This window comes from Kitasatospora sp. NPDC034023 (assembly GCF_055575795.1).
This window is the reverse complement of record NZ_JBVIRY010000004.1, coordinates 358,539-384,129: the sequence shown is the minus strand read 5'-3', so window position 1 is coordinate 384,129 and position 25,591 is coordinate 358,539. Positions and strand designations below refer to the sequence as shown.

22 protein-coding genes are annotated in these 25,591 nt (G+C 74.2%); 9 read left to right on the top strand and 13 right to left on the bottom strand.

Features of this window, described 5'->3' with window-relative positions; all coding sequences use genetic code 11:
* Nucleotides 1–83: 83 nt before the first annotated feature.
* From ACZ52R_RS08850 to ACZ52R_RS08840, 3 genes are read right to left on the bottom strand one after another with little or no spacing between them, the layout of a single operon-like run.
* On the bottom strand, nt 84–920 hold the full coding sequence (locus ACZ52R_RS08850) for an ABC transporter ATP-binding protein (protein WP_465616417.1): 837 nt from the start codon (nt 918–920) through the stop codon (nt 84–86).
* Nucleotides 920–1,987 (bottom strand): FecCD family ABC transporter permease, encoded by a 1,068-nt coding sequence (locus ACZ52R_RS08845; protein WP_465753224.1) that lies wholly within the window; start codon nt 1,985–1,987, stop codon nt 920–922. The genes ACZ52R_RS08850 and ACZ52R_RS08845 overlap by 1 nt, the downstream gene beginning before the upstream one ends.
* On the bottom strand, nt 1,984–3,057 hold the full coding sequence (locus tag ACZ52R_RS08840; RefSeq protein WP_465753223.1) for a FecCD family ABC transporter permease: 1,074 nt from the start codon (nt 3,055–3,057) through the stop codon (nt 1,984–1,986). Before ACZ52R_RS08840 ends, ACZ52R_RS08845 begins: the two co-directional genes overlap by 4 nt.
* Nucleotides 3,058–3,156: 99 nt before the next feature.
* On the opposite strand from ACZ52R_RS08840, the gene ACZ52R_RS08835 reads away from it, so the two are divergent.
* Nucleotides 3,157–3,783 carry an HAD family hydrolase gene (locus ACZ52R_RS08835; protein ID WP_465616423.1) on the top strand — a complete coding sequence of 209 codons (627 nt, stop codon included), beginning with the start codon at nt 3,157–3,159 and terminating at the stop codon, nt 3,781–3,783.
* A 60-nt stretch (nt 3,784–3,843) separates the two neighbouring features.
* Here the strand turns inward: ACZ52R_RS08835 and ACZ52R_RS08830 are convergent, their stop codons facing one another.
* Nucleotides 3,844–4,074, bottom strand: a complete 231-nt coding sequence (locus ACZ52R_RS08830) for a hypothetical protein (protein ID WP_360494711.1) — start codon at nt 4,072–4,074, stop codon at nt 3,844–3,846.
* 474 nt (nt 4,075–4,548) lie between these two features.
* Here ACZ52R_RS08830 and ACZ52R_RS08825 point away from each other — a divergent pair, with 474 nt between their 5' ends.
* Nucleotides 4,549–4,932, top strand: a complete 384-nt coding sequence (locus tag ACZ52R_RS08825) for a cold-shock protein (RefSeq protein WP_360494708.1) — start codon at nt 4,549–4,551, stop codon at nt 4,930–4,932.
* Between the two features lie 17 nt (nt 4,933–4,949).
* On the opposite strand, the gene ACZ52R_RS08820 is transcribed toward ACZ52R_RS08825, so the two are convergent.
* The 4 genes from ACZ52R_RS08820 to ACZ52R_RS08805 form a co-directional block, all read right to left on the bottom strand.
* Nucleotides 4,950–5,804 (bottom strand): 1,4-dihydroxy-6-naphthoate synthase, encoded by an 855-nt coding sequence (locus tag ACZ52R_RS08820; RefSeq protein ID WP_465616426.1) that lies wholly within the window; start codon nt 5,802–5,804, stop codon nt 4,950–4,952.
* The gene (locus ACZ52R_RS08815) at nt 5,797–6,591 is read right to left on the bottom strand and encodes a futalosine hydrolase (protein WP_465753222.1); all 795 of its coding nucleotides are present in this window, start codon (nt 6,589–6,591) and stop codon (nt 5,797–5,799) included. The genes ACZ52R_RS08820 and ACZ52R_RS08815 overlap by 8 nt, the downstream gene beginning before the upstream one ends.
* A gap of 10 nt (nt 6,592–6,601) precedes the next feature.
* Nucleotides 6,602–7,132 (bottom strand): hypothetical protein, encoded by a 531-nt coding sequence (locus tag ACZ52R_RS08810; RefSeq protein ID WP_360494699.1) that lies wholly within the window; start codon nt 7,130–7,132, stop codon nt 6,602–6,604.
* A 73-nt stretch (nt 7,133–7,205) separates the two neighbouring features.
* Nucleotides 7,206–8,558: an MFS transporter gene (locus ACZ52R_RS08805; protein WP_465664679.1), complete on the bottom strand. Its 1,353-nt coding sequence runs from the start codon at nt 8,556–8,558 to the stop codon at nt 7,206–7,208.
* Between the two features lie 653 nt (nt 8,559–9,211).
* On the opposite strand from ACZ52R_RS08805, the gene ACZ52R_RS08800 reads away from it, so the two are divergent.
* Nucleotides 9,212–10,096, top strand: a complete 885-nt coding sequence (locus ACZ52R_RS08800; protein WP_360494844.1) for a DUF3027 domain-containing protein — start codon at nt 9,212–9,214, stop codon at nt 10,094–10,096.
* Between the two features lie 180 nt (nt 10,097–10,276).
* A complete protein-coding gene (locus ACZ52R_RS08795) occupies nt 10,277–13,573 on the top strand; it encodes a sacsin N-terminal ATP-binding-like domain-containing protein (protein ID WP_465753221.1) in 3,297 nt (1,098 codons plus the stop codon).
* Between the two features lie 82 nt (nt 13,574–13,655).
* Here ACZ52R_RS08795 and ACZ52R_RS08790 read toward each other — a convergent pair whose 3' ends face one another.
* On the bottom strand, nt 13,656–16,142 hold the full coding sequence (locus ACZ52R_RS08790; protein ID WP_465753220.1) for an HAD-IC family P-type ATPase: 2,487 nt from the start codon (nt 16,140–16,142) through the stop codon (nt 13,656–13,658).
* Between the two features lie 52 nt (nt 16,143–16,194).
* Nucleotides 16,195–16,497, bottom strand: coding sequence for a DUF2530 domain-containing protein (locus ACZ52R_RS08785; protein ID WP_360494690.1), 303 nt, complete (start codon nt 16,495–16,497; stop codon nt 16,195–16,197).
* Nucleotides 16,498–16,718: 221 nt separating this feature from the next.
* On the opposite strand from ACZ52R_RS08785, the gene ACZ52R_RS08780 reads away from it, so the two are divergent.
* Entirely contained in the window at nt 16,719–18,179 is a 1,461-nt protein-coding gene (locus tag ACZ52R_RS08780) for an NCS2 family permease (protein WP_465616434.1), read from the top strand.
* 121 nt (nt 18,180–18,300) lie between these two features.
* Here the strand turns inward: ACZ52R_RS08780 and ACZ52R_RS08775 are convergent, their stop codons facing one another.
* Nucleotides 18,301–18,750, bottom strand: a complete 450-nt coding sequence (locus ACZ52R_RS08775; protein WP_360494685.1) for a VOC family protein — start codon at nt 18,748–18,750, stop codon at nt 18,301–18,303.
* Nucleotides 18,751–18,881: 131 nt separating this feature from the next.
* Between ACZ52R_RS08775 and ACZ52R_RS08770 the strand changes: the two genes are divergently transcribed.
* Both ACZ52R_RS08770 and ACZ52R_RS08765 read left to right on the top strand, forming a co-directional pair.
* Entirely contained in the window at nt 18,882–19,805 is a 924-nt protein-coding gene (locus tag ACZ52R_RS08770; protein WP_360494682.1) for a DUF4231 domain-containing protein, read from the top strand.
* A gap of 210 nt (nt 19,806–20,015) precedes the next feature.
* On the top strand, nt 20,016–21,728 hold the full coding sequence (locus tag ACZ52R_RS08765; RefSeq protein WP_465664668.1) for a hydrogenase maturation protein: 1,713 nt from the start codon (nt 20,016–20,018) through the stop codon (nt 21,726–21,728).
* A 95-nt stretch (nt 21,729–21,823) separates the two neighbouring features.
* Here the strand turns inward: ACZ52R_RS08765 and ACZ52R_RS08760 are convergent, their stop codons facing one another.
* Both ACZ52R_RS08760 and ACZ52R_RS08755 read right to left on the bottom strand, forming a co-directional pair.
* Nucleotides 21,824–22,663: an MHYT domain-containing protein gene (locus tag ACZ52R_RS08760; protein ID WP_465664669.1), complete on the bottom strand. Its 840-nt coding sequence runs from the start codon at nt 22,661–22,663 to the stop codon at nt 21,824–21,826.
* A gap of 289 nt (nt 22,664–22,952) precedes the next feature.
* On the bottom strand, nt 22,953–23,369 hold the full coding sequence (locus ACZ52R_RS08755; protein WP_465753219.1) for a VOC family protein: 417 nt from the start codon (nt 23,367–23,369) through the stop codon (nt 22,953–22,955).
* Between the two features lie 122 nt (nt 23,370–23,491).
* Between ACZ52R_RS08755 and ACZ52R_RS08750 the strand changes: the two genes are divergently transcribed.
* Both ACZ52R_RS08750 and ACZ52R_RS08745 read left to right on the top strand, forming a co-directional pair.
* On the top strand, nt 23,492–23,926 hold the full coding sequence (locus tag ACZ52R_RS08750; RefSeq protein ID WP_030057117.1) for a MarR family winged helix-turn-helix transcriptional regulator: 435 nt from the start codon (nt 23,492–23,494) through the stop codon (nt 23,924–23,926).
* Entirely contained in the window at nt 23,872–25,572 is a 1,701-nt protein-coding gene (locus ACZ52R_RS08745; RefSeq protein ID WP_396287940.1) for an MFS transporter, read from the top strand. Before ACZ52R_RS08750 ends, ACZ52R_RS08745 begins: the two co-directional genes overlap by 55 nt.
* Nucleotides 25,573–25,591: the final 19 nt, after the last annotated feature.

Here is a 25,591-nt window from a genome sequence, read left to right as displayed (position 1 = left end):
CGGCGGTCCTCAGGGGGCGCGGCGGAGTCGGGGTGCCGTCGATTATGTCCGAAATGGCACCTGAAGTGCCGTTAAGCGTGCCGTCAGGCGTCCACCGCCGCCGTCGCCGTGGTTGAGGCCCACGGAGCGCCCGGAACGACCAGCGGTGTGCCCGTCACCGGATCCGGCACCACCACCGAGTCCAGCCCGAACACCTCCCGCACCAGCTCCGCCGTCACCACCTCCCCGGGCGCGCCCTGCGCCACCACCCGGCCGTCCCGCATCGCCACCAGATGATCGGCGTAGCGGGCGGCCTGGTTGAGGTCGTGCAGCACGGCGACGACCGTCCGCCCGCGCTCGACGTTCAGCCGGCGGACCAGGTCCAGCACCTCCACCTGGTGCGCGATGTCCAGGTAGGTGGTCGGCTCGTCCAGCAGCAGGATGTCGGTGCCCTGGGCGAGCGCCATCGCGATCCAGGCGCGCTGGCGCTGGCCGCCCGACAGCTCGTCCATGCTGCGCTCGGCGAGTTCCGCGGTGGAGGTGCGCTCCAGCGCCTCCGAGACCGCCGCCTCGTCCTCCGGCGACCACTGCTGCCACCAGCTCTGGTGCGGCTGGCGGCCGCGCGAGACCAGGTCGGCCACCGAGATGCCCTCCGGGGCGGTCGGCGACTGCGGCAGCAGGCCGAGCCGCTGGGCGATCCGCTTGGTCGGGATCCGCGCCAGCTCCTCGCCGTCCAGCAGCACGGCGCCCCGGACCGGCTTCAGCAGCCGCCCGAGGGCCCGCAGCAGGGTCGACTTGCCGCAGGCGTTCGGGCCGACGATCACCGTCACCCGCCCGTCGGGGACGCGGATGTCCAGGCCCTCGACGACCGTGCGCGCCTCGTAGGCCAGGGTGAGGCCCCGGGCCTCCAGACGGTGAGCGGACGGCTGGTGGGCGGACATCAGGAACCTCCACGGCGGGATCGGATCAGCAGCCACATCAGGTACGGCGCGCCGACCATGCCGGTCACCACGCCCACCGGCAGCTCGGTCGGCGCCAGCAGCCGCCGGGCGATCAGGTCGGCGAGGACGACCACCAGCGCGCCGGTCAGCGCCGAGCAGAACAGCGGGACCTGCGCCGAGCGGGCCAGCCGCAGCGCGATCTGCGGTGCCATCAGCGCGACGAAGTCCACCGGCCCGGCGGCCCCGGCCGCGCAGGAGGCCAGCACGATGCCCAACAGCGCCATGCCCAGCCGGATCCGGTCCAGCCGCAGGCCCAGGCCCACGGCGGTCGCGTCGTCGAAGGAGATCGACCGCTGGGCGCGGGCCGCCCACAGCGCGACCGGGACGGCGGCGAGCAGCACCCAGGCGAGCCGGCCGGCCTGCTCGTAGCCGGAGCCGTTCAGGCTGCCCGTCATCCAGACCTTCGCGGCCTGCGCCTGGAAGCCGTCGCCCTTGGTGAGGAAGACGGAGGTGAGCGAGGACAGGGCGACGCTGATCCCGATGCCGATCAGCACGAAGCGCTGCGCGTGCAGCCCGCGCCGCCAGGCCAGCGCGTACACCAGCAGCCCGGCGACCAGCCCGCCGGCCACCGCCGCGTACGGCGCCTCGCCGGTCGAGCCCACCACCCCGTACGCCATCAGGCCGACCACGGTCGAGGTCGCGCCCCAGGTCACGCCCACCACGTCGGGGCTGGCCAGCGGATTGCGGGCGACGGTCTGGATCAGCGCCCCGGCCAGGCCGAGCGCCGTGCCGACCAGCAGTCCGACCACCACCCGGGGCAGCCGGAACTCGCCGACCACCAGTTCGTCCGGGCTCGGCTGCCCGAGCACCACCTTCACCACCTCGGCCGGCGACACGGTGGACTCGCCGAGGCACAGCGAGGCCACCACCGTCCCGGCGAGGGCCACCAGCAACCCGGTCGCGACGAACGCCGAGCGCCGGTGCAGCAGGAGGGAAGCCCGCCCGGCCCGCACCACGGAGTAGCCGCGCAGCGAAAGGCCGCTCCCGCCGGAGGAGAGGGTGTTCACGCGGCGACCACCTTCCGGCGGCGGACCAGGGCCACCAGCACCGGGACGCCGACCAGGGCCGTCATCACGCCCGCCGGGACCTCGGACGGCGGGAACAGGACCCGGCCGAGGGTGTCGGCGAGCAGCAGGAGGGCCGGGCCGAGGACCGCGGAGAAGGCGAGGATCCAGCGGTGGTCGGCACCGGCGACGGCGCGGGCCGCGTGCGGGACGGCGAGGCCGACGAAGGCGATCGGGCCGGCCGCCGCGACCGCCGAACCGGTCAGGACGGTCGCGCCGAGGGCGCCGACCGCCCGGGCCAGGCCGGTCTTCGCGCCCAGCCCCTTCGCCGTGTCGTCGCCGAGCGCCAGCGCGTCCAGTCCGCGCGCCACCGCGACGACCAGGACGGTGCCGACCGCCAGGAACGGCAGCAACTGCCAGGCCACGTCCGAGGTCCGTCCGGAGAGCGAGCCGACGTGCCAGAAGCGGAACCGGTCCATGGTGGCCGCGTCCGTGGTCAGCACCAGGGCGATGAGCGAGGCGATGAAGGCGGACATCGCCGAGCCGGCCAGCGCCAGCTTGATCGGCGTCGCCCCGCCCCGGCCGCGTCCGGCGAGGCCGTAGACCAGCACGGTGGCGATCACCGCGCCCGCGAAGCCGAACCAGACGTACCCGGTGAGGGTGGAGATGCCGAAGCCGGAGATGGCGACCACCACGCCGGCCGCCGCGCCCTGGGAGACGCCGAGGATCCCGGGGTCGGCGATCGGGTTGCGGGTCAGGCCCTGCATGACGGCCCCGGCCAGGCCGAGCGCGGCGCCGACGGCCAGGCCGACCACCGTGCGCGGCACCCGCAGCTCGCGGATCACCACGGCGTCGGCGGTGCTGCCGCCGTGCAGCAGGGCGTCGAGGGTCTCGCCGAACGGGACGGTGCGGCTGCCGACCGCGAGGCTCAGCAGCACCGCGGCGGCCAGCACGGCCAGTGCGGCGGCGAGCCACGGTAATCGGCGCCGAGGCGCGCGGTACGGCGTGCCGGGCGTGCCGGGCGTGCCGGGCGGGCCGGGTGGGCTGGGCGGTGCGGTGGTGTCGTCGGTCATGGGCCCTCTCCGCAGACAACTCAGGTAAACCTAAGTTCCGCCGCGAAGCCGGGGCAAATCGCCTCGTGGAGCGGGCTGCGCGTTGGATAGCCTGGCGGCATGCCCGCGACCTCACAGGCCCCGCTCACCGTCGGCTTCGACCTCGACATGACGCTGCTGGACACCCGACCGGGTATCCGCGCCACCTATCTGGCGCTCTCCGCCGAGACCGGAACCCCGATCGACGCCGACCTGGTGGTCACCCGGATCGGCCCGCCGCTGCTGGACGAGATCCGCAACTGGTTCCCGGAGGAGGAGGTGGAGCGGGCCGTGACGCGCTACCGCGAGCTCTACCGCGACCACGCCTTCGCCCCGACCGTGGCCCTGCCCGGCGCACACGCCGCCGTCGAGGCGGTCCGCGCCCACGGCGGCCGGGTCGCCGTGATCACCGGCAAGTACGAGCCGAACGCCCGCCTCCACCTGGAGCACGCCGCCATGGCGGCGGACGTGCTGATCGGCGACCTGTGGGCGGAGACCAAGGGCGAGGCGCTGCGCGAGCACGGCGCGAGCATCTACGTCGGCGACCACCTCGGCGACATCCGGGGCGCCCGGCACGCGGGCGCCGTCGCGGTCTGTGTGCCCACCGGCCCGTACGGCGCGGACGAGCTGCGCGAGGCGGGCGCGGACGTGGTGCTGGCGGACCTCACGGCGTTCCCGGACTGGCTCACCCGCCACCTGGCCGGCTAGGACCCGCCTGGGAACCGGCTTGGGCCGGTCAGGGCGCTTCCCGGGCCGGACCTGGTCCGGTCAGGGCCCGACCCGGCGGCGCTGGGCGCGCGCGTTCAGGAGCAGCCCGGTCAGCGCGGCCAGGAACCCCGCCGGCATCAGCATGCTCAGCCAGTACGCGGCCGTCGGCAGCGGCGTCAGGTGCAGGAACAGCGGGACGAAGGTGACCAGGGTGGCGAGTGCGCCGAGACCGAAGACGATCGCCCCGGCCTTGACGTACACGTCGCCGGGATCGGCGCTCTGGCTGCTCACGTCTGCTCACTCCTCGGGGCGGGGCCGGACCGACCCCAGTCTGGCAGAGCCGCCGTCGGGGCCGCCCATCGGAGCGGCTCCGTCACGTTGCGCAGTTTCCCGGCAGCTCAACGTTTTGATCCCTGCTGGGCGGGGGTATGCAGGGGGTGCCGAGGGGCGCTGCAGGTGCGCCCCGTGTCCTCAGACCCGGGGGTGTGAGCCGATGGACAGCGCCGAGACGCGACCCGGCCGTGCCAGTACCGGGTTGCCCGTGGGCCCGAGAACCCCGCGCCCCGACCGCCCCGAGCGGGCCTCGGAACGCGGATCCTTCGCGGAACGCGGATGAGGCAGTCACGGACCGTTAGTCTGCTCCTGACAGCGAGCTGACCATGAGCGCCTGCGGGCGCCGAGCCGAGGTCGCCCGCGGCTTTCCCACCACCCAGTGATCCCCGGCCAGGGCCGGGATCCCTCACACCCATTCGAGGACTGTTCGAGATGCCCACCGGCCAGGTCAAGTGGTTCAACGAGACGAAGGGCTTCGGCTTCCTGTCGCGCGACGACGGCGGCGACGTCTTCGTCCACACCAAAGCACTGCCCGCCGGTGTCACCGTGCTGAAGCCGGGTCAGCGGGTCGAGTTCGGCGTGGTCGCCGGGCACCGCGGCGATCAGGCGATGGCCGTGCAGCTGCTGGACGCGCTGCCCTCGGTGGCCGTCTCCCAGCGCCGCAGCGCGGACGACATGGCCCCGATCGTCCAGGACCTGATCACCACCCTGGACGCGGTGCTGCCGGGCCTCCAGCGCGGCCGCTACCCCGCCAAGCCCACCGGTCAGAAGCTGGCCGGCCTGCTGCGCGCGGTGGCCGACCAGTTCGACGTGTAGGACGGTGCGGGGAAGCGCTACCCGAACGCGAGCGCACCCGGGTCGAGCGGGGGCACCAGCCCCTCCGCGGCGGCCCGGGTGAGCAGTGCGCGGACGGCCGCGTAGCCCTCCTCGCCGAGGTCCTCGGTGAACTCGGTGACGTACAGCCCGATGTGCTGCTTCGCGACGTCCAGGTCCATCTCCTGGGCGTGCGCCAGCACGTACGCGCGGCTCGCCTCCGGGTCCGCCCAGGCCTGGCGGACGGAGGCGCGGATCGCCTCGGCGACCGCCCGCAGCCGCTCGGGGCCGAGCGAGCGCCTGGCGACGATCGCGCCGAGCGGGATCGGCAGGCCGGTCTCCTGCTCCCAGGCCTCGCCCATGTCGGCCAGGCTGTGCAGGCCGTACTGCCGGTAGGTGAAGCGGGCCTCGTGGATCACCAGGCCGGCGTCCACCCGGCCGTCCCGGACGGCGGGCATGATCTCGTGGAACGGCAGGACGACGATCTCGCCGAAGCCGCCCGGCACCGCCTTCGCCGCCCAGAGCCGGAACAGCAGGTACGCCGTGGAGCGCTCGGAGGGCACCGCGACGGTCTTCCCGGCGAGGTCCGCGGGGGATTCCACGCCCGGCACGGTGAGCACCAGCGGGCCGCAGCCGCGCCCCAGCGCGCCGCCGCAGGGCAGCAGGGTGTACTCGTCCAGGACCCACGGCAGGGCGCCGTAGCTGATCTTCAGGACGTCCAGCTCGCCGCGCTCGGCCAGGCCGTTGGTGATGTCGATGTCGGCGAAGGTCACCTCGGGGGCGTCCGCCCCGGGCACCAGGCCGTGCGACCAGGCATGGAAGACGAAGGTGTCGTTCGGGCAGGGCGAGTACGCGATGCTCAGCCGTTCAGCCACGGCCGGCCTCCTCGATCGTTGTGTGGCCGGCGGCCAGTTCGTGGACGGGCAGCGCGGCGAAGGCCCGCTCCAGGGCGGCCAGCGCCTCGCCGATCCGCCACGCGGCCCGGTCGCGCGGGCCCACCGGATTGGACACGGTGCGCAGTTCGAGGGCCGGTACGCCGTACCGGGCGGCGGCCTCGGCCACGCCGAAGCCCTCCATCGCCTCGGCGGCGGCGCCCGGGTGGCGGGCGGCCAGCGCGGCGGCCCGCTCGGCGCTGCCGGTGACGGTGGAGACGGTCAGCACCGGGCCGATGACCGGGCCCGGGCCGGTGGCGGCGCCGGGGGCGGCCAGCGCGGTCGCGACGAGCGCGACGACGGCCGGGGGCGGGGTGTGCCGGACGGTGCCGAAGCCCAGCTCGGTGACGTCGGCGAAGCCCTCGGGGGTCTCGGCGCCGAGATCCGCGGCGACGATGGCGTCGGCCACCACCGTGGCGCCGACCGGGGCGTGCGGCGCGAAGCCGCCCGCGATCCCGGCCGAAACGGCCAGGGCGTACGGGTGGGCGGCCAGCGCGGCGGAGGCGGCGGCCGCGGCGGCGGCCGGGCCGACCCCGGCGGCCAGCACGTCCACCGGCGCGCCCTCGGCCCGGTGCAGGGTGCCGCCGGGCAGCGGCAGGGCGGCGGCCCCGCCGGGCAGGCCGCGCAGCACCGCCTCGGCCTCGGCGGCCACCGCGACGACGACGAGCAGCCGGGCCCGCGCGGGGCCCGACTGCTCGTGCTCGCCGTTCCCGGCGTCCTGCGCGGTCATCGCGGGACCGTCAGCTGTCCTGGGTCTTCAGCTGGAAGTACCAGACGGCGATCGGGTTGTCCGAGTTCTGGTCGCCCTCGACCACGGTGACCAGGGTCTTGCCGCTGGCGTTGAGCACCTTGTTCGCCGGCTGGGCACCCGTCCAGGTCTGGCCCTTGGCGTACGCGGACAGGCTGGTGCGCCCGCCGCTGCTGGACGAGCCGCCGTTGGAGAAGGCCCACCAGCCCGACTTGGCCACGTTCGGGGAGACACCGACGCCGACCCGGTCGCTCGCCACCACGTCCGAGGTGGGCAGGGTGCCGTCCTTCAGGGCCTTGGTGGCCTTGTCCTGGCAGTCCTGCTGGAGGTCCTCGGTGATCGCGCTGCCGCCGTTCCAGCACAGCGGGTCCGCGACGATCGAGGAGTTGCCGACCGTGAGGGTGGCACGGTGCGAGATGTGCTCGGTCTGGTTGGAGGCGACGGCGACGGAGGTGCCCACCGTGGCGGCGCCGACCACGACGACGGCGCCGAGGGCGGCGATGGCACGGGAATTGAGGCTCATGCGTCAGAATCTACCGGGCCTGGCCGATCACGCTACGCGGGGGTCGGCCACCGCGTGTTGCCGCACCGCCCGGTCAGGCCACCCGGGGCGCCGCGGGGTGCCGGCGCAGGCCCACCCGGAAGAGCGAGCGCAGCGTCCACAGCAGCGCCAGGCCGACCACCGCGGCGGCGACCGACAGGCCCAGCTCCCCGTTCAGCGGCATCAGGATGCCGACCGCGCCGCCGGCCACCCAGGACAGCTGCATCAGGGTCTCCGAACGGGCGAAGGCCGAGGTCCGCACCGCCTCCGGGACGTCCCGCTGGATCAGCGCGTCCAGCGCCAGCTTGCCCAGCGAGGCCGCCATCCCGGCGATGCCGGCGACCAGAATCACCGTCACCACGCCGTACCAGAGCGCGGCCGCCGCCGTCACACCGGTCGCCAGCAGCAGCATCGCGGTGACCGTCGCCTCCGGGCCGCGGGTGCGCAGCCAGGAGCCGAACACCGAGCCGAGCGCGTTGCCGGTCCCCGCCGCCAGGGCCACCAGGCCCAGCGCCAGCGTCGGCTGCAGGCCGCCGATCGGCTCCTCCCGCAGCAGGAAGGCCAGGAACATCACCAGGAAGCCGACCAGCCACTTCATCGCCGACATCGCCCGCAGCGCCAGGATCACCGACGGGCCGACGGTGCGCAGCGAGGCCTTGACCGGCGGCGGCCTGTGGTGGATCAGGTGCGAGCCCTCGCCGTGCACCTCGGCGTGCAGCACGGCGCGCTGCTCGCCCTTGGCCGAGTCCACGGCGTGCGGCAGGTGGAAGGCCATCAGGGTGCCGACCACGAACACCAGGAAGGCACCGCGCAGTGGCCAGCCCGGGCCGATCAGGTGCAGCAGCCCGCCCACCCCGGCCGCCACACCGGTGGCCAGCAGCCCGGCCAGGGTGACCCGGGAGTTCGCCTTCACCAGGGACAGCCGGCTCGGCAGCAGCCGGGGCACCACGACGCTGCGCACCACCCCGTAGGCCTTGGACGCCACCAGCACGCCGAGCGCCTCCGGGTAGAGCGCGAGGCCGCCGCCGGAGATCACCCCGGCCATCGTCCAGGCCAGCACCGCCCGGGCCAGCATCGCCATCGCCATGGCCGCCCGGCGGCCGTGTGGCAGACGGTCCAGCAGCGGGCCGATCACCGGGGCCAGGAGGGCGAACGGGGCCATCGTGATCAGCAGGTAGAGCGCCACCCGGCCGCGGGCCTCGCCGGTGGGCACCGAGAAGAAGATGGTGGAGGCCAGGGCGATGGTGATCAGCATGTCGCCGAACGAATTGAGCGCGTGCAGCTCGATCAGCTTGGCGAGGCCGGACTCGCCCGCGCCCTCGGCGGAGGTGGCCCGGCGGATCCGGCGGCCGGTGCCGTGCACCACCTTGCCGGTGCGGGCGCCGACGGCGGAGGCGGTGCGGATCAGGAAGGGGCGGCGGGACTCGGGGACCTCCTCCTCCGGGACCTCGTCGAGGGCGGCGAGGTGGCGGGCGCGGGCGCCGTCCGGCTCGGGGACGCCGTCGTCAGGCGCGTTGCCGGGTGCGTCAGGTGTGGCAGGCGCGTCGGGTGTGCCGACGGCGTCGGGCGGTGCGTGGTCCCCGACCGGCTTGACCAGGCTCACGGGGGCGGCGGACGCCTCGGTTCCGCCCGCCGGCTGCGGTTCGCCCGAGCCGGGGACCGGAGGCTGCCGTCGCGGCACGGCGTCCGCCTGGTCGGGGCTGCCGGCCTGCGAGGCGCGCACTGCGTGCTGCGACGAGTTGTCGTCCGCCACAAGCCCATCCTGCCCCAGATCCGGCGCGCCGACGCGGGATTGCACTCCGCTCGGCGCGGCCGTTCCGTGCCCGTGGAACGCACGCGTCCGCCCCGGACTGTGCCGGGGTGCCGACCGGCGGGTAGCCTGCCCAAAGTCCGCCCGCCGGGACGCCGGGGCGCCGGCAGGCCGGTCGAGCGGCGCGGTCGGTACCCGAGGGGGCCTCCGGTCGCGCAGAATGGATGAGGGACTACCAAGCCGCGACGGAATGGGCAACACGCCGTTGGCGACAGAAGAACTGGGAGAGAATCGACGCCGTGAGTGCTGCGATGCGAAGCCGTACCCCCGACCGGCTCTGTGCCGAGGCCGTCGAAATCGCCCGCCAGGCAGCCGAGGAGGCCGTCGGAGCGGCGGCCGTCGGGCCGCACCTTGACGTCCAGGCGGACGCCGAGCGCGTCGTCACCCACACCTTCGAGTGCCGGGACGCCGCGTACCGCGGCTGGCACTGGGCGGTCACGGTCGCCCGCGCCCCGCGCGCCAAGAACGTCACCCTGGACGAGGTCGTGCTGCTGCCCGGCCAGGACGCCGTCCTCGCCCCCCAGTGGGTGCCGTGGAGCGAGCGGCTGCGCCCCGGTGACATGGGCCCCGGCGACCTGCTGCCGACCGGTGCCGACGACCTGCGCCTGGAGCCCGGCTGGACCGGCGAGGACGAGCCCGCGCCGAACTCCGCCGCCGCCGCCCTCGTGGACGACGAGGACCTGGTCGTCACCGACCCGCACGTCCAGCCGGCCCCGGCCCGCGCCCGGATCAACGCCATCGCCGAGGAGCTCGGCCTGGGCCGCAGCCGGGTGCTCTCCCGGCTCGGCCTGCACCTGGCCGCCGAGCGCTGGGAGAAGACCCACGGCTCGCAGACCCCGATGGCGCAGGCCGCCCCGGCCTCGTGCGGGAGCTGCGGCTTCCTGATTCCGATCGGCGGCTCGCTCGGGCAGGCCTTCGGTGTGTGCGGCAACGAGTTCGGGCCGGCCGACGGCCAGGTCGTCTCCTTCGCGTACGGCTGCGGCGGGCACTCCGAGGCGGCCGTCATCCCGGCCCCGCCGGCGCCGTCCGAGCTGATCCTGGACGAGCTGGTGGTCGAGCCCCTGCAGCTCCACCCCGACCGCGCCTCCGGCTCCGTCGAGCCCGACGCCCCCGCCGAGGAGCTCGGCCACTCCTGAGGTCTGTGCTCCACGGCCCGCCCCGGCGACGATCCGGGGCGGGCCGTGGTGTTTCCCGAACGGGCCGCGCCGATTCGGGGCGGGTGCCGCAGGCCCCGGCCGGGGCCGTGGTCGGGAGCAGTCAGTGGGGCAGGGAAGAATGCCCTACGACGTACAGGGCGGCGGAAGGCGGCAGGTCCAGTGGAACCTCGGATCATCGGCAGCAGCACGGACGAGCACCTCGCGGACGCCTTCGGGAGCGCCGCGCTGCGGCGGCGGGTGCTGGACGCCTGGGCCGCCTCGCCGGCCCGCTTCCGGGAGGACGCCAACGCCGAGGAGGAACTCGCGCTCGGCGGCTACCGGGACCGCCTGGTGGTCGAGTTGGCGCAGAACGCGGCCGACGCGGCGGTCCGCGCCGGGCGCGGACCCGGGCGGCTGCGGCTGACCCTCGCCGACGGCGTGCTCGCCGCCGCCAACACCGGCGCCCCGCTGGACGCGGCCGCCGTCGAGTCGCTGTCCACCCTGCGCGCCTCCTCCAAGCGCGGTGAGCAGCCCGCCGTCGGCCGGTTCGGGGTCGGCTTCGCCGCCGTCCTCGCGGTCACCGACGAGCCCGCCGTGCTCGGCGCCACCGGCGGGGTGCGCTGGTCGCTCGGCGAGGCCCGGTCGCTCGCCGAGGCGCAGCCCGCGCTGACCGAGGAGCTGCGCCGCCGGGACGGCCACGTGCCGCTGCTGCGGCTGCCGTTCGCGGCCGAGGGCCCGGCGCCCGAGGGCTACGACACGGTGGTCGTGCTGCCGATGCGGGACGCCGCCGCCGAGGACCTGACCCGCCGGCTGCTGGCCGGGATCGACGACGCGCTGCTGCTCACCCTGCCCGGCCTCGCCGAGGTCGTGGTGGAGACCCCGGAGGGCACCCGGACGCTCACCCGGGCCGCCGCCGAGACCCGCCCGGACGGCGTCACCGAGGTCACCGTCACCGACGACGCGGGCGGGCGGCTGCGGCAGACGGTCTGGCAGACCGCCGGCGCCTCCGGCCGCCTGGACACCGAGCTGCTGGTCGACCGGCCCACCGAGGAGCGCGCCCGCCCGTACTGGACGGTGACCTGGGCCGTCCCGGTCGGCGTGGACGGCGCCCCGCAGCAGCCCGGCATCGCGTCCGTGCTGCACGCGCCGACCCCCAGCGACGAGCCGGTCGGCCTGCCCGCGCTGCTGATCGCCTCCTACCCGCTGGACTCCACCCGCCGGCACGTCGCGCCCGGCCCGCTGGCCGACTTCCTCACCGAGCGTGCCGCCGACAGCTACGCCGACCTGCTGCGCGCCCGCGGCGCCGACCTCGGCTCGCTCGGCCTGGTGCCCGGGCCGCTCGGCAAGGGCGCGCTGGACAACGCGCTGCGCGCGGCGGTGCTGTCCCGGCTGCCCGGCACGCCGTTCCTGCCGCACCCGGCGCCGGTCGAGGAGGGCACGCCCGCGCTGCGGCCCCGGGACGCGACGCTGCTGGAGGGGGCGGACGGCTCGGTGGTCGAGGCGCTCGCGCCGATCTTCCCCGGGCTGCTGCCGGCCGGCCTGGAGCGCCGCACCGAGCTGCGGGTGCTGAACGTGCGCCGGGTGCCGCTGGCCGACGTGGTGGACCAGCTCGGCGGCCTGGACCGCGAGCCCGGCTGGTGGCGCAACCTGTACGCGGCGCTCGGCGGGGCCGACCCGGAGGCGCTCGGCGCGCTGCCCGTACCGCTCGCGGACGGCCGGACGGTGACCGGGCCGCGGCGCGTCCTGCTGCCCTCGGAGGACGCCGACTGGGCGGCCTTCCCGGGCTACCCCGAATCGCTGGCCGGCGCGCTCGCCGCGCTCGACCTGCGCCTGGCCCACCCCGAGGCCGCCCACCCGCTGCTGGCCAAGCTCGGCGCGGGCACCGCGACCCCGGCCGGGGTGCTGGACACCCCCGAGGTGCGGGCCGCCGTCGCCCGCTCCTACGAGGTGGCCGAGGACGACCTGGACACCGCGCTCGAACTCGCCGACGCCGTCCTGGCGTTGGTGAAGGCCGCCGCCCCGGAGCCGGGCGACCACCCGTGGCTGGCCCGGCTGGCGCTGCTCGACGACGAGGGCGAGCCCGCCCGCGCGGGCGAACTCGTGCTGCCCGGCAGCCCGTTCGCCGCGCTGGCGCGCGAGGAGGACGCCGGCTGGGTGGACGACGACCTGCTGGAGCGCTGGGGGCCCGAGGTGCTCGCGGCCGTCGGCGTCCTGGCGGACTTCGTCCTGGTGCGCGCCGAGGACGTGGTGCTCGACCCGGACGACCTGGAGCGGCTCGACCCCACCGTCCCCGCCGACCGGGCGGCCGGCGGCCACCCCACCGGCCTGGTGGACGAGGCACCGGACGGGCTCGCCGACTGGGCCGAGGACGCCCTGGAGGCCCTGCAGGCCGACGAGGCGATCGGCGTCCCGCCGGTGGCCGCCGAGCTGCTGGCCGTACGCGACCTCGACCTGGTGGACGACGACGCCTGGCCCGAGGCGCTCGCCGCGCTGGCCCGCCCGCCGTACCGGGACGCCGTGGTCAACCCGGTGCGCACCCTGCTGCCGGACGGCTCGTACGCCGACCTGCCGCCGTACACCGCGTGGTGGCTGCGCGACCACCCGGTGCTGGCGGGCCGCGAGCCCGCCGGGCTGCGCGCCGCCGGGGCCGACCCGCTGCTGCGCGGCCTCTACGACGAGGCGCGCACCACCCTGGACGACCAGTTCCTGCACGCGCTCGGGGTGCGCACCACGCTGACCGCGCTGCTCGCCGAGCCGCACGGGCCGGACGAGGTGCTGGACCGGATGACCGATCCGGCTGTCGAGGTCGCCCACCGCCAACTGCACGGCCTGCACAGTGCGTTGGCCCGGGTGGAGCGCGAGCGGATCGAACCGCTGGACGTGGTGCGGGCGCTGCCGCCACTGGACCCGGCCACCGGGCGGCGGCCCGCCCACACCGTGGTGGTGGACGCCACCGAGGCGGTCGTCGCGGACGCCCCCGACCTGGTCCAGCTGCTGCACTCCCACCCGCTGCTGCCGGTCGCCCCGGCGCTCGCGGCCGACCTCGCCGAGCGGCTGCACGTGTCGCTGGCCAGCGAGGTGGCCGGCGGCCGGGTGCTCTCCGAGGGCGTGCTGCACCGGGTCCCGGCCGTGGTGCGCGAGCTGCTGCCCGGCTGCCCGGTCGCGTACGAGGAGCACGAGGAGCTGCTGGTCGTCGGGCCGGACGGCGACGAGGCCGCGGTGGACTGGCGGTGGGACCCCGGGGCGGACGCCCCGGAGCCGCCGTACGACCCGGAGCTGGCCGAGGCCGAGGACGAGGACGACGAGTTCGAGGTCCCGCCGGTGCCGGGCCTGCTGCACGCCGCCACCCCGGAGGGCCTCGCGGCCGGCCTCGCCTGGTCGGTCGGACAGTGGCACCGGCGCTTCGAGGTGCTGGCCGCGCTCAGCGAGCCGGACCGTGCGTACGAGCTGTCGGCGGCCCGGGACTTCGAGGGCTGAGCCGCCGTACGGGCCGGGCCCGCCCCGACCGGCGGCTCCGGTCCGACCGGCGGGCCCGTGTCGATCGGCGGGTGCGGCGGGCTCACTCCAGGCCGCGGCGCTTCATGAAGCGCCAGACGAGCTCCAGGAGGATGCCGCAGACCACCGCGATGGCGACGCCCAGCAGCGGGTCGCGGATGCCGACCAGGGAGAGCTGGAAGAACTCCTTCAGCGGGGGGATTAGCAGCACCAGGGCGAACGCGCCGCACATCGTGCCGATCAGCAGCAGCCGCCACCAGGAGTACGGGCGGGCGACGATGGCGAGGACCCAGATGGCGATCAGGAAGAGCGTCAGGGTGGCCACGCTGGTGTCGGCCTTGAGGTCGGTCGCGTGGTCGGCGCGGGCGAGCGCGTAGGCGACGAAGGTGCCCGTCCCGGCGATGACGCCGCCGGGGATGGCGAGCCGCAGCACGCGTTTCACGAAGCCGGTGCGGGCCCGCTCGTTGTTGGGGGCGAGCGCGAGGAAGAAGGCCGGCACGCCGATGGTCAGGGAGGACAGCACGGTGGAGTGCCGGGGCAGGAACGGGTACGGCGAGTGGGTGAAGATCACCAGCAGCGCCAGCAGCACCGAGTAGACCGTCTTCACCAGGAAGAGCGACGCGACCCGCTCGATGTTGCCGATCACCCGGCGGCCCTCGGCGACCACCGACGGCAGGGTCGCGAAGGAGTCGTCGAGCAGCACGATCTGGGCGACCGCCTTGGTGGCGTCGGAGCCGGTGCCCATCGCCACGCCGATGTCGGCGTCCTTGAGCGCCAGCACGTCGTTGACGCCGTCGCCGGTCATCGCCACGGTGTGGCCGCGGGACTGCAGCGCCCCGACCAGCAGGCGCTTCTGCTGCGGGGTGACCCGGCCGAAGACGCTGGTCCGGTCGGCGGTCTCGGCGAGCTGCTCGGGGTCGGTGGGCAGGGTGCGGGCGTCCAGCGGCTGGTCGGCGCCGGGCAGGCCCAGGTGGCCGGCCACCGCGCCGACCGAGACCGCCGCGTCGCCCGAGATGACCTTGGCCCGGACCCGCTGGCCCTCGAAGTACCGCAGGGTTTCGGCGGCGTCGCCGCGCAGCCGCTGCTGCAGCACCACCAGGGCGAGCGGGGTGAGGTCGGCCGCCGGGTCGGGGGAGTCCAGCGGGACGGGCGTCCGGCCCAGCAGCAGCACCCGCAGGCCCCGCGCGCCCAGCTCGTCCACCTCGGCCAGCGCCGGGTGCCCGGCGGGCAGCAGCACGTCGGGGGCGCCGAGCAGCCAGCTGGCCTCGCCGCCCTGCGGCTCCAGCAGCTGCACGCCGCTCCACTTGCGGGCGGAGGAGAAGGGCATCGCCTCGATCACCCGCCAGCCGTCGCGGCCCGAGGATCCGCCGGAAGGACCGTCCGAGGCGTCGTCACCGCCGTCGCCGCGCCCGTACGCGTCGATGACGGCCTGCATGGACGGGTTGGGGCGGGGGTCGGCGCCGGCCATCACGGCGAGCGCGCGCCGGACGGTCTCGGCGTCGACGGCGGCGGGCTCCCCGTCGGAGAGCACCCGCAGGTCGATCACGTCCATGCCGCCCTCGGTGAGGGTGCCGGTCTTGTCCAGGCAGACGGTGTCGACCCGGGCCAGGCCCTCGATCGCCGGCAGCTCCTGGACCAGGCACTGCTTGCGGCCGAGCCGGATCACGCCGATCGCGAAGGCCACCGAGGTCAGCAGCACCAGGCCCTCGGGGACCATCGGGACGATGCCGGCCACCATCCGCCGCACGGCCTCGCGCCAGTCCCGGCCCTCGACGGCCAGCTGGCTGATGATCAGGCCGATCGCGGTGGGGAACAGCAGGTAGGTGATGAACCGCAGGATGCTGTCGATGCCGCTGCGCAGCTCCGACTTCACCAGGGTGAACTTGCTGGCCTCCTCGGCGAGCTGCGCGGCGTAGGCCTCGCGGCCGACCTTGGTGGCGGTGAACGCGCCCGCGCCGGCCACCACGAAGCTGCCGGACATCACCTGGTCGCCGGGCTGCTTGAGGACGGGGTCGGGTTCGCCGGTGAGCAGCGACTCGTCGATCTCCAGGCCGTCCGCCTCGGTGACCTCGCCGTCCACGATCACCTTGTCGCCGATGCCGAGCAGCACGGTGTCGTCGAGGACGATCTCGGAGACGCCGATCTGCTGGACGGCGCCGTCCCGGCGGACCTGCGGGCGGGCCTCGCCGATCAGGGCCAGGCTGTCCAGGGTCTTCTTGGCGCGCAGCTCCTGGATGATGCCGATCGCCGTGTTGGCGACGATGACCAGGCCGAACAGGCCGTCCTGGATCGGTCCGACGATCAGGATGATCCCGAACATCACGCCGATGATCGCGTTGAAGCGGGTGAAGACGTTGGCCCGGACGATTTCCCTGGTGGAGCGGCTGGACCGGACCGGGACGTCGTTGACCTGTCCCTGCGCGACCCGCTCGGCCACCTCGGCGACGGTCAGTCCGCCGCGCCGCCCGGGCAGCAGCCCGAGGGGGTGGGCTCCGTCGGGACGGTCCCCGTCGGTCGGCCGCTCTTCCGCTGGCTGGGCAGGCTGCGTCATGGCACCGACTCTACGGGTGCCTTATGTCCGATGCGTGCTACTAAAGGGCTATTCAGTCCGACCGGGTGGCCGGGTCCTGACCGTCGCCGTCCGTCATGCGTCCGGCCGCCTCGGCGGCGCGGCTGCGGGCGATCGCGTCGCGCCGGGCGCGGCAGTACCAGAGGCCGATCAGGCCGAGCAGGCCGCCGGAGAGGCAGATCCACGGCCAGGTGCCGTGGCCGTGTTCGGAGAGCGTGCCCTGGAAGGGGAGCAGGGCGAGGAAGGCGACGAACCACACCACCGTGCCGCCGCCGACGATGGCGACGTCGTTGGCCTCCAGCGGAGGGGGCGAGGGGTGCAGCGGCGTCTTCGGCATGGGGCCTAGCGTACGGTGCGGTGGGGGCCGGTCGTCGTCGCGCAGCCGCCGCGCACGGGCCAGGCGGGGGCCGCGCGGGCGGCCTGTGGGCCTGCCGCGGGCTCTACGCGCGAAGATAGCGCGTGTGCGATGGGGAAACCATACTTAAAGGTCTGACGCCGAGCCGCCGTCGCCTCGGGTGTCGACCCCCTCTCCTCAGCTCCCCCACAGAGGACGCACGCATGCCTGTGGTCCAGCCGACCACCGAGTCGCCCGAACCCGCCGACGCCGCGCCCAAGCCCCCCACCGGCGCCGTCGACCGCTACTTCCGGATCAGCGAGCGCGGCTCCACCCTGCCGCGCGAGATCCGCGGCGGCGTCGCCACCTTCTTCACCATGGCGTACATCCTGGTGCTGAACCCGATCATCCTGGCGAGCGCCACGGACATGACCGGGGCCCACCTGGACAGCGCCCAGCTGGTCACCGCCACCGCCCTCACCGCGGGTCTCACCACCCTGCTGATGGGTGTGATCGGCAACGTCCCGATCGGCCTGGCCGCCGGCCTCGGCGTCAACACCATCGTGGCGCTCCAGCTCGCCCCGAAGATGACCTGGCCGGACGCCATGGGCATGGTCGTGCTGGCCGGCCTCGCGATCATGCTGCTGGTCGCCACCGGCCTGCGCGAGCGGGTCATGAACGCGGTCCCGCTCGGCCTGCGCAAGGCCATCGCGATCGGCATCGGCCTGTTCATCAGCCTGGTCGGCCTGGTCGACTCCGGCTTCGTCAGCCGCGTCCCGGACGCCGCGCACACCACCGTCCCGCTGCAGCTCGGTGGCAACGGGCACCTGCTCGGCTTCCCGGTGCTGGTCTTCGTCGTCGGCCTGCTGCTCACCCTGATCCTGGTCATCCGCAAGGTGCCCGGCGCGATCCTGATCAGCATCGTGGCCTCCACCGCGCTCGCCGTGGTGCTCGACAAGGTCGTCGACATCCCGGCGCTCAAGTGGGGCCTGACCGTCCCGGCCTGGCCGGGCAACCCGGTGGCCGCGCCGGACTTCGGGCTGGTCGGCAAGGTCAGCCTGTTCGGCGGCTTCGAGAAGGTCGGCGTGCTGACCGGCGTGCTGTTCGTCTTCACCGTGCTGATGTCGTGCTTCTTCGACGCGATGGGCACCATCCTCGGCGTGGCCGACGAGGCCCACCTGCTGGACGAGAAGGGCGACCTGCCCGGCATCAACAAGGTCCTGATGGTCGACGGCATCGCCACCGCGCTCGGCGGCGCCACCTCCTCCTCCGCCAACACCTGCTTCGTGGAGTCCACCGCCGGCGTCGGCGAGGGTGCCCGGACCGGCTTCGCCTCGATCGTCACCGGCCTGCTCTTCGTCGTGGCGCTCTTCCTCACCCCGCTCGCCACCATGGTCCCCGCCCAGGCCGCCACCCCGGCCCTGGTCACGGTCGGCTTCCTGATCCTGGCCAACTCGATCAAGGAGATCGACTGGGCCGACTACACGATCGCGATCCCGGCCTTCCTGACCATCGTGATGATGCCGTTCACCTACAGCATCACCAACGGCATCGGCTTCGGCTTCATCGCCTTCTGCGTCCTGCGCGTGGCCGCCGGCCGCGGCCGCGGCGTGCCGGCCCCGCTGTACGCGGTGGCGGCGGTGTTCGCCTTCTACTACCTGATGCCGGCCTTCGGCCTGCTCTGACGCCGTACGGCGCCGCCGCGGCCCCGTCCTCCCCCGTGCGGGAGGGCGGGGCCGCGGCGTTTCCGAAGTGCCACCGTGCTCCGAAGTGTCACCGGCCGTGGTGTCACCGGACCCCGTGGTGTCACTGGACGTCGAACTCGTTGCCCTCGGGGTCGGCCATGGTGGTCCACTCGCCGCCCGGCTCCTTGACCTCCCGCAGGACGGTGGCGCCGAGGGCTTCGAGGCGGGTGACGGTGGCGGCGCGCTCGCCCGGGGCGGGGTGGACGTCGAGGTGCAGTCGGTTCTTGGCCCGCTTGGGCTCGGGGACGGCCTGGAAGAGGATGCGACGGCCGAGGCCGGTGTCCGAGGCCGGGTCGAACGGGTCCTCGGGGTGGCGGACGGCGGCCAGGGTGCGCCAGGCGGGGTGGCCGTCCACCTCGGTGGTGGCGTCGGGGCCGACCGCGCCGGCCTGAAGCAGGCGGGTGACCAGCGGGCCGTGGTCCTCCCGGGTGTACTCCAGGGCGGCGGCCCAGAAGGCGGCCTGGCGGTGCGGGTCGGCGCAGTCGATGACGAGCTTCCAGTGCAGCGGCATGTAACCGTTTCTATCGGTTACCGGATGGTCGGGCAATCAGCCACTGTCGGAAGCTGTCAAAAAGGCGCCCGTGTAGGCCAGTTGACGGTGGGAATACTGGCTGGACGGAGAAGGGGGAGGGGACTCGACCGATGGTGCAACAGGATCCGCCCGGGGGCGTCGAGGCACAGCTGCTGCCGGAGCTGTTCCGGACGGCGGACAAGGCCTCGCTGGACGGCCAGCGCGAGACGCTGCGCTGGTACCGAGGCCTGATCGCGATGCTGGTGGTCGCCGCGCTGATCGGGTCGTTCCCCGGCCCGGACCACAAGGGCGACTTCGACCCCTGGCCGCTGTTCTCGGTGGCCGCCTTCCTGCTGGCCGGCTACTTCTGGTCCCGGCTGCGCCGCAGCAACCCGCAGGGCCGCTGGTACGAGGCGCGGGCGGCGGCCGAGTCGGTCAAGACACTGGCCTGGAAGTACACCGTCCGGGCCAGCCCGTTCGACGGCGAGGGGCAGTCCCCGGACGTGGACCGGGGCTACCTGCTGCAGGTCGAGGACGTGATGCGGGCCTTCGAGGACCCGGCGATCGTGCCGCCCGACACCGTCGCCGAGATCACCCCGGAGATGCGGCGGCTGCGTGCCGACAGCCTGACCGCCCGGCGCACCCTCTACCTGCGCACCCGGGTCGAGGGGCAGCGCACCTGGTACCGCTCCCGGGCGGACGCCTGCGAGTCGCAGGCGGTCTCCTGGGGGCTCGGCATCGCGGTGCTGATCATCCTCGGCGCGGCGGCCGCCATCGCCCAGGCCACCGGTGCGCTGCAGGTGCACATCTTCGGCGCCAGCTCGGCCGCGGCCGCGGCGATCATCGCCTGGACGCAGCTCAAGCAGCTCCGCCCGCTGGCCGCCGCCTACCAGTTGGCCGCGCGCGAGCTGGAGAACGTCGGCAACCAGCTCTCCGACCTGGACGTCAGGGCGCCGGACGCCGAGGCGCGCTGGGCCCGGCTGGCCGCCGAGGCGGAGGACGCGGTCTCCCGCGAGCACACCACCTGGCGGGCCCGGCGGGCGTTCCCGCGGTAGGGCGGGGCGTTCCGCACTGGGCCGGGGGCGCTCCGCGCTAGACCAACTCTGGGAAACAGCTGGGGAGATCGGGCGAAGGGGGAGCACGCCGGGACCACAGGTGTGCGGGGTACGTGAGGGTAGAGCGCCGAGGTACGGACCGTAATCGTTACGTGTCCATGCCCTGGTTTCATCACCTCCGCGCGACCCCTGTACCGCCGGAGGCCCCCCTTGCGCATTCTCCTGATCGCCAGTGCGTTCAACAGCCTGACCCAGCGCGTCCATGCCGAGCTGCGCGAGCGCGGCCACCAGGTCGCCGTCCAGCTCGCCCTCGGGGACGAGCAGATGCGGGCGGGGGTGGCCCGGACCGACCCCGAGCTGATCATCTGCCCGATGCTGACCAAGGCCGTCCCGCAGGACATCTGGTCCAGCCGGACCGTCCTGATCGTGCACCCCGGGCCCACCGGCGACCGCGGCCCCTCCTCGCTGGACTGGGCGATCACCGAGGGCGCGGAGCGCTGGGGCGTCACGGTGCTGCAGGCCGTCGAGGAGATGGACGCCGGTGACATCTGGGCGTCCGTCGAGTTCCCCGTCCCCGACTGCGGCAAGAGCGAGCTGTACCGGGGCGAGGTCGCCGACGCCGCCGTGGAGGCCGTCCTGCTGGCCGTCCAGCGCTACGAGGGCGGCCTGTTCACCCCCGAGCCGCTGGACTACGGCCGACCCGACGTCCACGGCGAGCTGCGGCCCTTCCTGCGCCAGGAGGCGCGCCGGATCGACTGGGAGCAGGACGACACCGCCACCGTGCTGCGCAAGCTGCGCGCCGCCGACTCCCAGCCCGGCGTGCTGGACGAGCTGTACGGGCGCGAGTTCTTCCTGCACGGCGCCCACCCCGAGGACGAGCTGCGCGGCCCGGTGCCCGGCGCCGTGCTGGCCACCAGGGACGGCGCGATCTGCCGGGCCACCGTGGACGGCGCGGTGTGGATCCCGCAGCTGCGCCCGCGCCGCACCCCCGGCGGGCCGGCCACCTTCAAGCTGCCCGCCGCGACGGTCCTCGCCGACGAGCTGTACCGGGTCCGCGAGGTGCCGGTGCGCCCGGCGGCGGCCGCCCGTCGCGACACCTGGTCGGAGCTGCGCTACCGGGAGGAGGGCGACGTCGGCTACCTCGAATTCGCCTACCCGGGCGGGGCGATGAGCACCGAGCAGTGCCGTCGGCTGCTGGCCGCCTACCGGGAGGCGGCCGCCCGGCCCACCTCGGTGCTGGTGCTCGGCGCTCCCCGGGACTTCTACTCCAACGGGATCCAGCTCAACGTCATCGAGGGCGCGGCCTTCCCGGCGCTGGAGTCCTGGGAGAACATCAACGCGATGGACGACTTCGTCGAGGCCGTCCTGACCACGACGGACAAGGTCACCGTCGCGGCCCTCGCCGGGAACGCGGCGGCCGGCGGGCTGATGATGGCGCTCGCCGCCGACGAGGTGTGGTGCCGCGACTCGGCGGTGCTCAACCCGCACTACCGCCTGATGGGCCTGTACGGCTCCGAGTACTGGACGTACACCCTGCCGAACCGGGTCGGTGCCGAGCAGGCCGAGCGGCTCACCACCGAGGCGCTGCCGGTCGGGGCCGAACACGCCCGCCGGATCGGCCTGGTGGACCGGACGTCCGGCGGGGACGCGGCGGAGTTCCGCCGCTGGGTGGCCCGGGAGGCGGCCGGGATCGCCGGCTCGCCCGAGCTCACCGGGCGGCTGGTGGACAAGAAGCGCCGCCGCGCCGCCGACGAGGAGGCGAAGCCGCTGGCCGAGTACCGGGCGGAGGAACTGCGGCGGATGCACGCCAACTTCTACCGGACCGACGAGCCGTACCACGGGCTGCGGCGGGACTTCGTGCACAAGGTCTGCCCGGTGGCCACGCCGGAGCACCTGACCGGGCTGCTCGGGCGGCCCGCGTAAGGGGCCGGCGGGCCGACACACGGCGACGCCCGGCCGGGTCCCCCACCCCGGCCGGGCGTCGCTCTGTGTCTCCCGTTCTGTGTCTGTCGGCCCGCTCAGCGCCGGACGCCGGCCCCGCCCAGCCGCTGCTGCGGGACGCGGGGCGGCCGGGGCGGCCGGGGTGCCCGCGGGGGCAGCGGGGCGGCCGGTCCGGCCAGCAGGGGCTGCGAGTCGGGGCGGCTCGGGGAGACGGCGAAGGCCAGTGAACCGAAGAACACGTAGCAGCCGAGTCCGACCCCGAGCGGGAAGATGAACTGCAGCGCCATCACGCCGCCCTGGGTGGAGTGCGAGAGGTCCACCCGGACCGACAGCGCCGCCATGCCCGTGTAGTGCATCGCGCAGACCGCCACGCCCATCACCGGCGCCGCCGCCAGTACGGCGATCGTGCCCCGGATGTTCAGCGCGGCCCAGAGCGCGGCCGTGGCCGCGAAGACGGCGATGGCGACCGAAAGCGCCACCGTCGTGTGGTCGTAGCCGAGCCGGCCGGGCAGGACCATCGCGGCCATGCCCATGTAGTGCATCGCGGCGACCCCGAGGCCGGTGGTCAGCCCGCCGACCATGAGCGCCAGCGCCGGGTGCTTGCGCCAGTACCCGACGGTGAAGAGCCCGACGCCGACGAAGGCGACGGCGACCAGCAGGCTGATCACGGTCAGCCCGGGCTGGTAGGTGATCTCGACGCCGGTCACCGAGAAGCCGAGCATCGCGATGAAGTGCATGGACCAGATGCCGGCCCCGAGCGAGGTGGACGCGAAGAGCAGCCAGACGGCCCGGCTGCGGCCCTTGGAGACGAGTGCCCAGCGGGCGCCGCGCAGCGCCACGAAGGCGCCGAGGCAGGCGACGAAGTACGAGACCGCCGGCGTCACCCAGCCGTGGTCGGCATGATGGATCTCACCCAATTGAGCTCCCTGGACGAGGGGTTGAGGGCGCCAGGGCTCGGGCGGACGCGGTCGACCGGGGCGGTCGGGAAGCGTGCGGAAACGGGCACGGAAACGGAACGGGGTCCGCCGGGGGGAGCCTGGCGTGTGGTGCCCCTGACAACGGGGGAGAGTAGCCACTACCCGCCGGTCGCACAATGTTCGTGCTTTTGGTGAAATCCCAGGTCAGGATGGACCTTTACCGCTCCTGCATGATCTTGGCACCAAGCCCTGACACCGCCTGCGCACGCTCCCCGGGCCCGTTCGTGCCTTACTCCAAGGGCGCTAGCCCGAACGGGTGGCCGGCCGGGTCGATCAGCACCTTGAGCGTGCGCCCGTGCTGGTACGCGGGCTGGGTCGCGCCGAGCGCGAGGGCCTTCGCGGTGGACTCCTCCAGGTCGTCCACGTAGAAGTCGAGGTGGAAGTGCTTGCTCCCGTCCGGCTCCGTCCACGGCTCCGGCTGGTACCCCTTCACCCGCCCGAAGCCCAGCGGGCTGCCACCCTCCGGGTTGTCCAGGATCGCGAAGTGTTCGTCCACGTGCCGGGTCTCCCACCCCAGCAGTTCGCCGTAGAACGACGCCAGCGCGACCGGGTCGGCGCAGTCGATGGTGACCATGGCGAGCCTGGCGAACCCGCCGTCGTTCGGCGTGGACTGTTCGGCGGACTGCTCAGCGGCGAGGTCGGACATGTCTGGTCGGCCCTTCCGGGAGTCGGGAACGATCACCCATCACCAATATGGCACCGGGCGGATGCTCCGGCGCGGCGGGACGCCGATTTTCTTTAGCGAGAGTAATGACGTAGTCTAAAGAGATGCCCGAGATGTCCGAGCAGGACCTCGCAGCCGTCAATCAGCTGCGATCGTCCACGATGCGCCTCTCCCGACGACTCAAACACCAGCGGGTGGAGGAGTCGCTCAGTCCCACCGAGATGGGGGTGCTGGGCACCCTCGCCCGGTGCGGAAAGGCGACGCCGGGTGAGCTCGCCCGGAAGGAGCACGTGCAGCCTCCTTCGATGACCAGGATCGTCGCGATGCTGGAGGAGAAGGGGCTGGTGCGGCGGGAGCCGCACCCCGAGGACCGCCGACAGGTGGTCGTCAGCAGCACCGAGCAGGCCGAGACGATCCTCGCGGAGAGTCGTCGGCGCCGAAACGTCTGGCTCGCCGAGCTCGCCCAAGGGCTCGACGAGGAGGAATGGGCCGTCCTCCGGGAGGCCGCGCCCGTGCTCTACAAGCTCGCACACCTCTGAGGCACACCGAACCCGGCCGGCCGCCGGGAGACAAAGGAGCCCGCATCACCGCAGGACCGACCACCGACACCAGGAGCGCGACGGCCACCGCCATGGCCGTCGCGCTGCGAGGGGAGAGCACCGTGACACCGCCGGCCGCAGCCAGCGCCGCCGCCATCCGTACCGACGACCCGACCAACGACCCCGCCGCGGCCAACACCGCGGCCGCCGACACCCAGGCACCCGCCCCCACGGGGCTGCCGGGCAGCGGCGACGACGACCCCGACGAACGCACCGCGGCGGACGACCCCGCCGCTCCCGGCCGCAGCCACGCGGCCTCATCTCCCACAGGCGCCCGTTTCACCCGGCCCGGGGGGATGTTCTCCTCCCTGCGCGTTCGCAACTACCGCTACTACTTCGCCGGCCAGGTGGTGTCCAACACCGGTACCTGGATGCAGCGGATCGCCCAGGACTGGCTGGTACTGAGCCTCACCGGCAGCCCGCTCGCGGTCGGCATCACCACCGCCATGCAGTTCCTGCCGATGCTGCTGCTCGGCCTCTTCGGCGGCGTGCTCGCCGACCGGATGCCCAAGCGCCGGCTGCTGATCTACACCCAGGGCGCGATGGGCCTGCTGGCCGCGGGCCTCGCCGTGCTGACCATCGGCGGTGTGGTGACGCCGTACTACGTGTACGCGTTCGCGCTGCTGCTCGGCCTGGTCACCGTGGTCGACAACCCGACCCGGCAGGCCTTCGTCTCCGAGATGGTCGGACCCAAGGACCTCGCCAACGCCGTCAGCCTGAACGCCGCCAACTTCCAGACCGCCCGCCTGGTCGGCCCCGCCGTCGCGGGCCTGCTGATCGCCGCGGTCGGCAGCGGCTGGGCCTTCGCCGTCAACGCGCTGTCCTTCGCGGCCGTGATCGGCGGACTGCTGGCCATGCGGGAGAGCGAACTGCGCCCGACCGCGCGGATCGCCCGCGAGAAGGGGCAGCTGCGGGAGGGTCTGCGGTACGTGAAGGAGCGGCCCGAACTGCTCTTTCCGATGGTGCTGGCCGGATTCATCGGGACCTTCGGCTTCAACTTCCCGACCCTGCTCTCCGGCTTCGCGTACGACACCTTCAAGGTGGGCGCCGGCCAGTACGGCCTGCTGAACACCGCGATGGCGGTCGGCTCGCTGGCCGGCGCGCTGCTCGCCGCCCGCCGGGGCGCGCCGAGGCTGCGCCGGCTGGTCGGCGCGGCGCTGGCCTTCGGCACGCTCGAGGTGGTCGCCGCCTTCGCGCCCGACTACTGGACCTTCGCGCTGCTGCTGATGCTGATCGGGGTGTTCGGGCTGAGCTTCAACACCTCGGTCAACTCCATGCTGCAGCTGGCCACCGACCCCGAGATGCGCGGCCGGGTGATGGGCCTGCTGGTGCTGGTCTTCACCGGCGGCACGCCGATCGGTGCCCCGATCGTCGGCTGGGTGACCGCCTCGTACGGGCCCCGGCTCGGCCTGCTGGCCTGCGGACTGGTGTCCGCGCTGGCGGCCGGTGCGGTCGGCCTGGTGCTGGCCCGCGGCGCGGACCTGCGGGTGCGCTTCGACCTGCACCCGGGCCGCGGCGGCCGGGTCGTGGCCGTCGTGCCGCGGACCGCTCCGACGCGCAAGTCGGAACTGGCCGCCGCCTGCTGACGATCCGTCAGATATGTCA

Excerpts from the sequence above, each read along its gene's own strand:
- ACZ52R_RS08850 (WP_465616417.1), bottom strand. The coding sequence starts at position 920 with ATGTCCGCCCACCAGCCGTCCGCTCACCGTCTGGAGGCCCGGGGCCTC.
- ACZ52R_RS08840 (WP_465753223.1), bottom strand. The coding sequence starts at position 3,057 with ATGACCGACGACACCACCGCACCGCCCAGCCCACCCGGCCCGCCCGGC.
- ACZ52R_RS08835 (WP_465616423.1), top strand. The coding sequence starts at position 3,157 with ATGCCCGCGACCTCACAGGCCCCGCTCACCGTCGGCTTCGACCTCGAC.
- ACZ52R_RS08825 (WP_360494708.1), top strand. The coding sequence starts at position 4,549 with ATGCCCACCGGCCAGGTCAAGTGGTTCAACGAGACGAAGGGCTTCGGC.
- ACZ52R_RS08815 (WP_465753222.1), bottom strand. The coding sequence starts at position 6,591 with ATGACCGCGCAGGACGCCGGGAACGGCGAGCACGAGCAGTCGGGCCCC.
- ACZ52R_RS08810 (WP_360494699.1), bottom strand. The coding sequence starts at position 7,132 with ATGAGCCTCAATTCCCGTGCCATCGCCGCCCTCGGCGCCGTCGTCGTG.
- ACZ52R_RS08800 (WP_360494844.1), top strand. The coding sequence starts at position 9,212 with ATGCGAAGCCGTACCCCCGACCGGCTCTGTGCCGAGGCCGTCGAAATC.
- ACZ52R_RS08790 (WP_465753220.1), bottom strand. The coding sequence starts at position 16,142 with ATGACGCAGCCTGCCCAGCCAGCGGAAGAGCGGCCGACCGACGGGGAC.
- ACZ52R_RS08785 (WP_360494690.1), bottom strand. The coding sequence starts at position 16,497 with ATGCCGAAGACGCCGCTGCACCCCTCGCCCCCTCCGCTGGAGGCCAAC.
- ACZ52R_RS08780 (WP_465616434.1), top strand. The coding sequence starts at position 16,719 with ATGCCTGTGGTCCAGCCGACCACCGAGTCGCCCGAACCCGCCGACGCC.
- ACZ52R_RS08775 (WP_360494685.1), bottom strand. The coding sequence starts at position 18,750 with ATGCCGCTGCACTGGAAGCTCGTCATCGACTGCGCCGACCCGCACCGC.
- ACZ52R_RS08770 (WP_360494682.1), top strand. The coding sequence starts at position 18,882 with ATGGTGCAACAGGATCCGCCCGGGGGCGTCGAGGCACAGCTGCTGCCG.
- ACZ52R_RS08755 (WP_465753219.1), bottom strand. The coding sequence starts at position 23,369 with ATGTCCGACCTCGCCGCTGAGCAGTCCGCCGAACAGTCCACGCCGAAC.
- ACZ52R_RS08750 (WP_030057117.1), top strand. The coding sequence starts at position 23,492 with ATGCCCGAGATGTCCGAGCAGGACCTCGCAGCCGTCAATCAGCTGCGA.
- ACZ52R_RS08745 (WP_396287940.1), top strand. The coding sequence starts at position 23,872 with ATGGGCCGTCCTCCGGGAGGCCGCGCCCGTGCTCTACAAGCTCGCACA.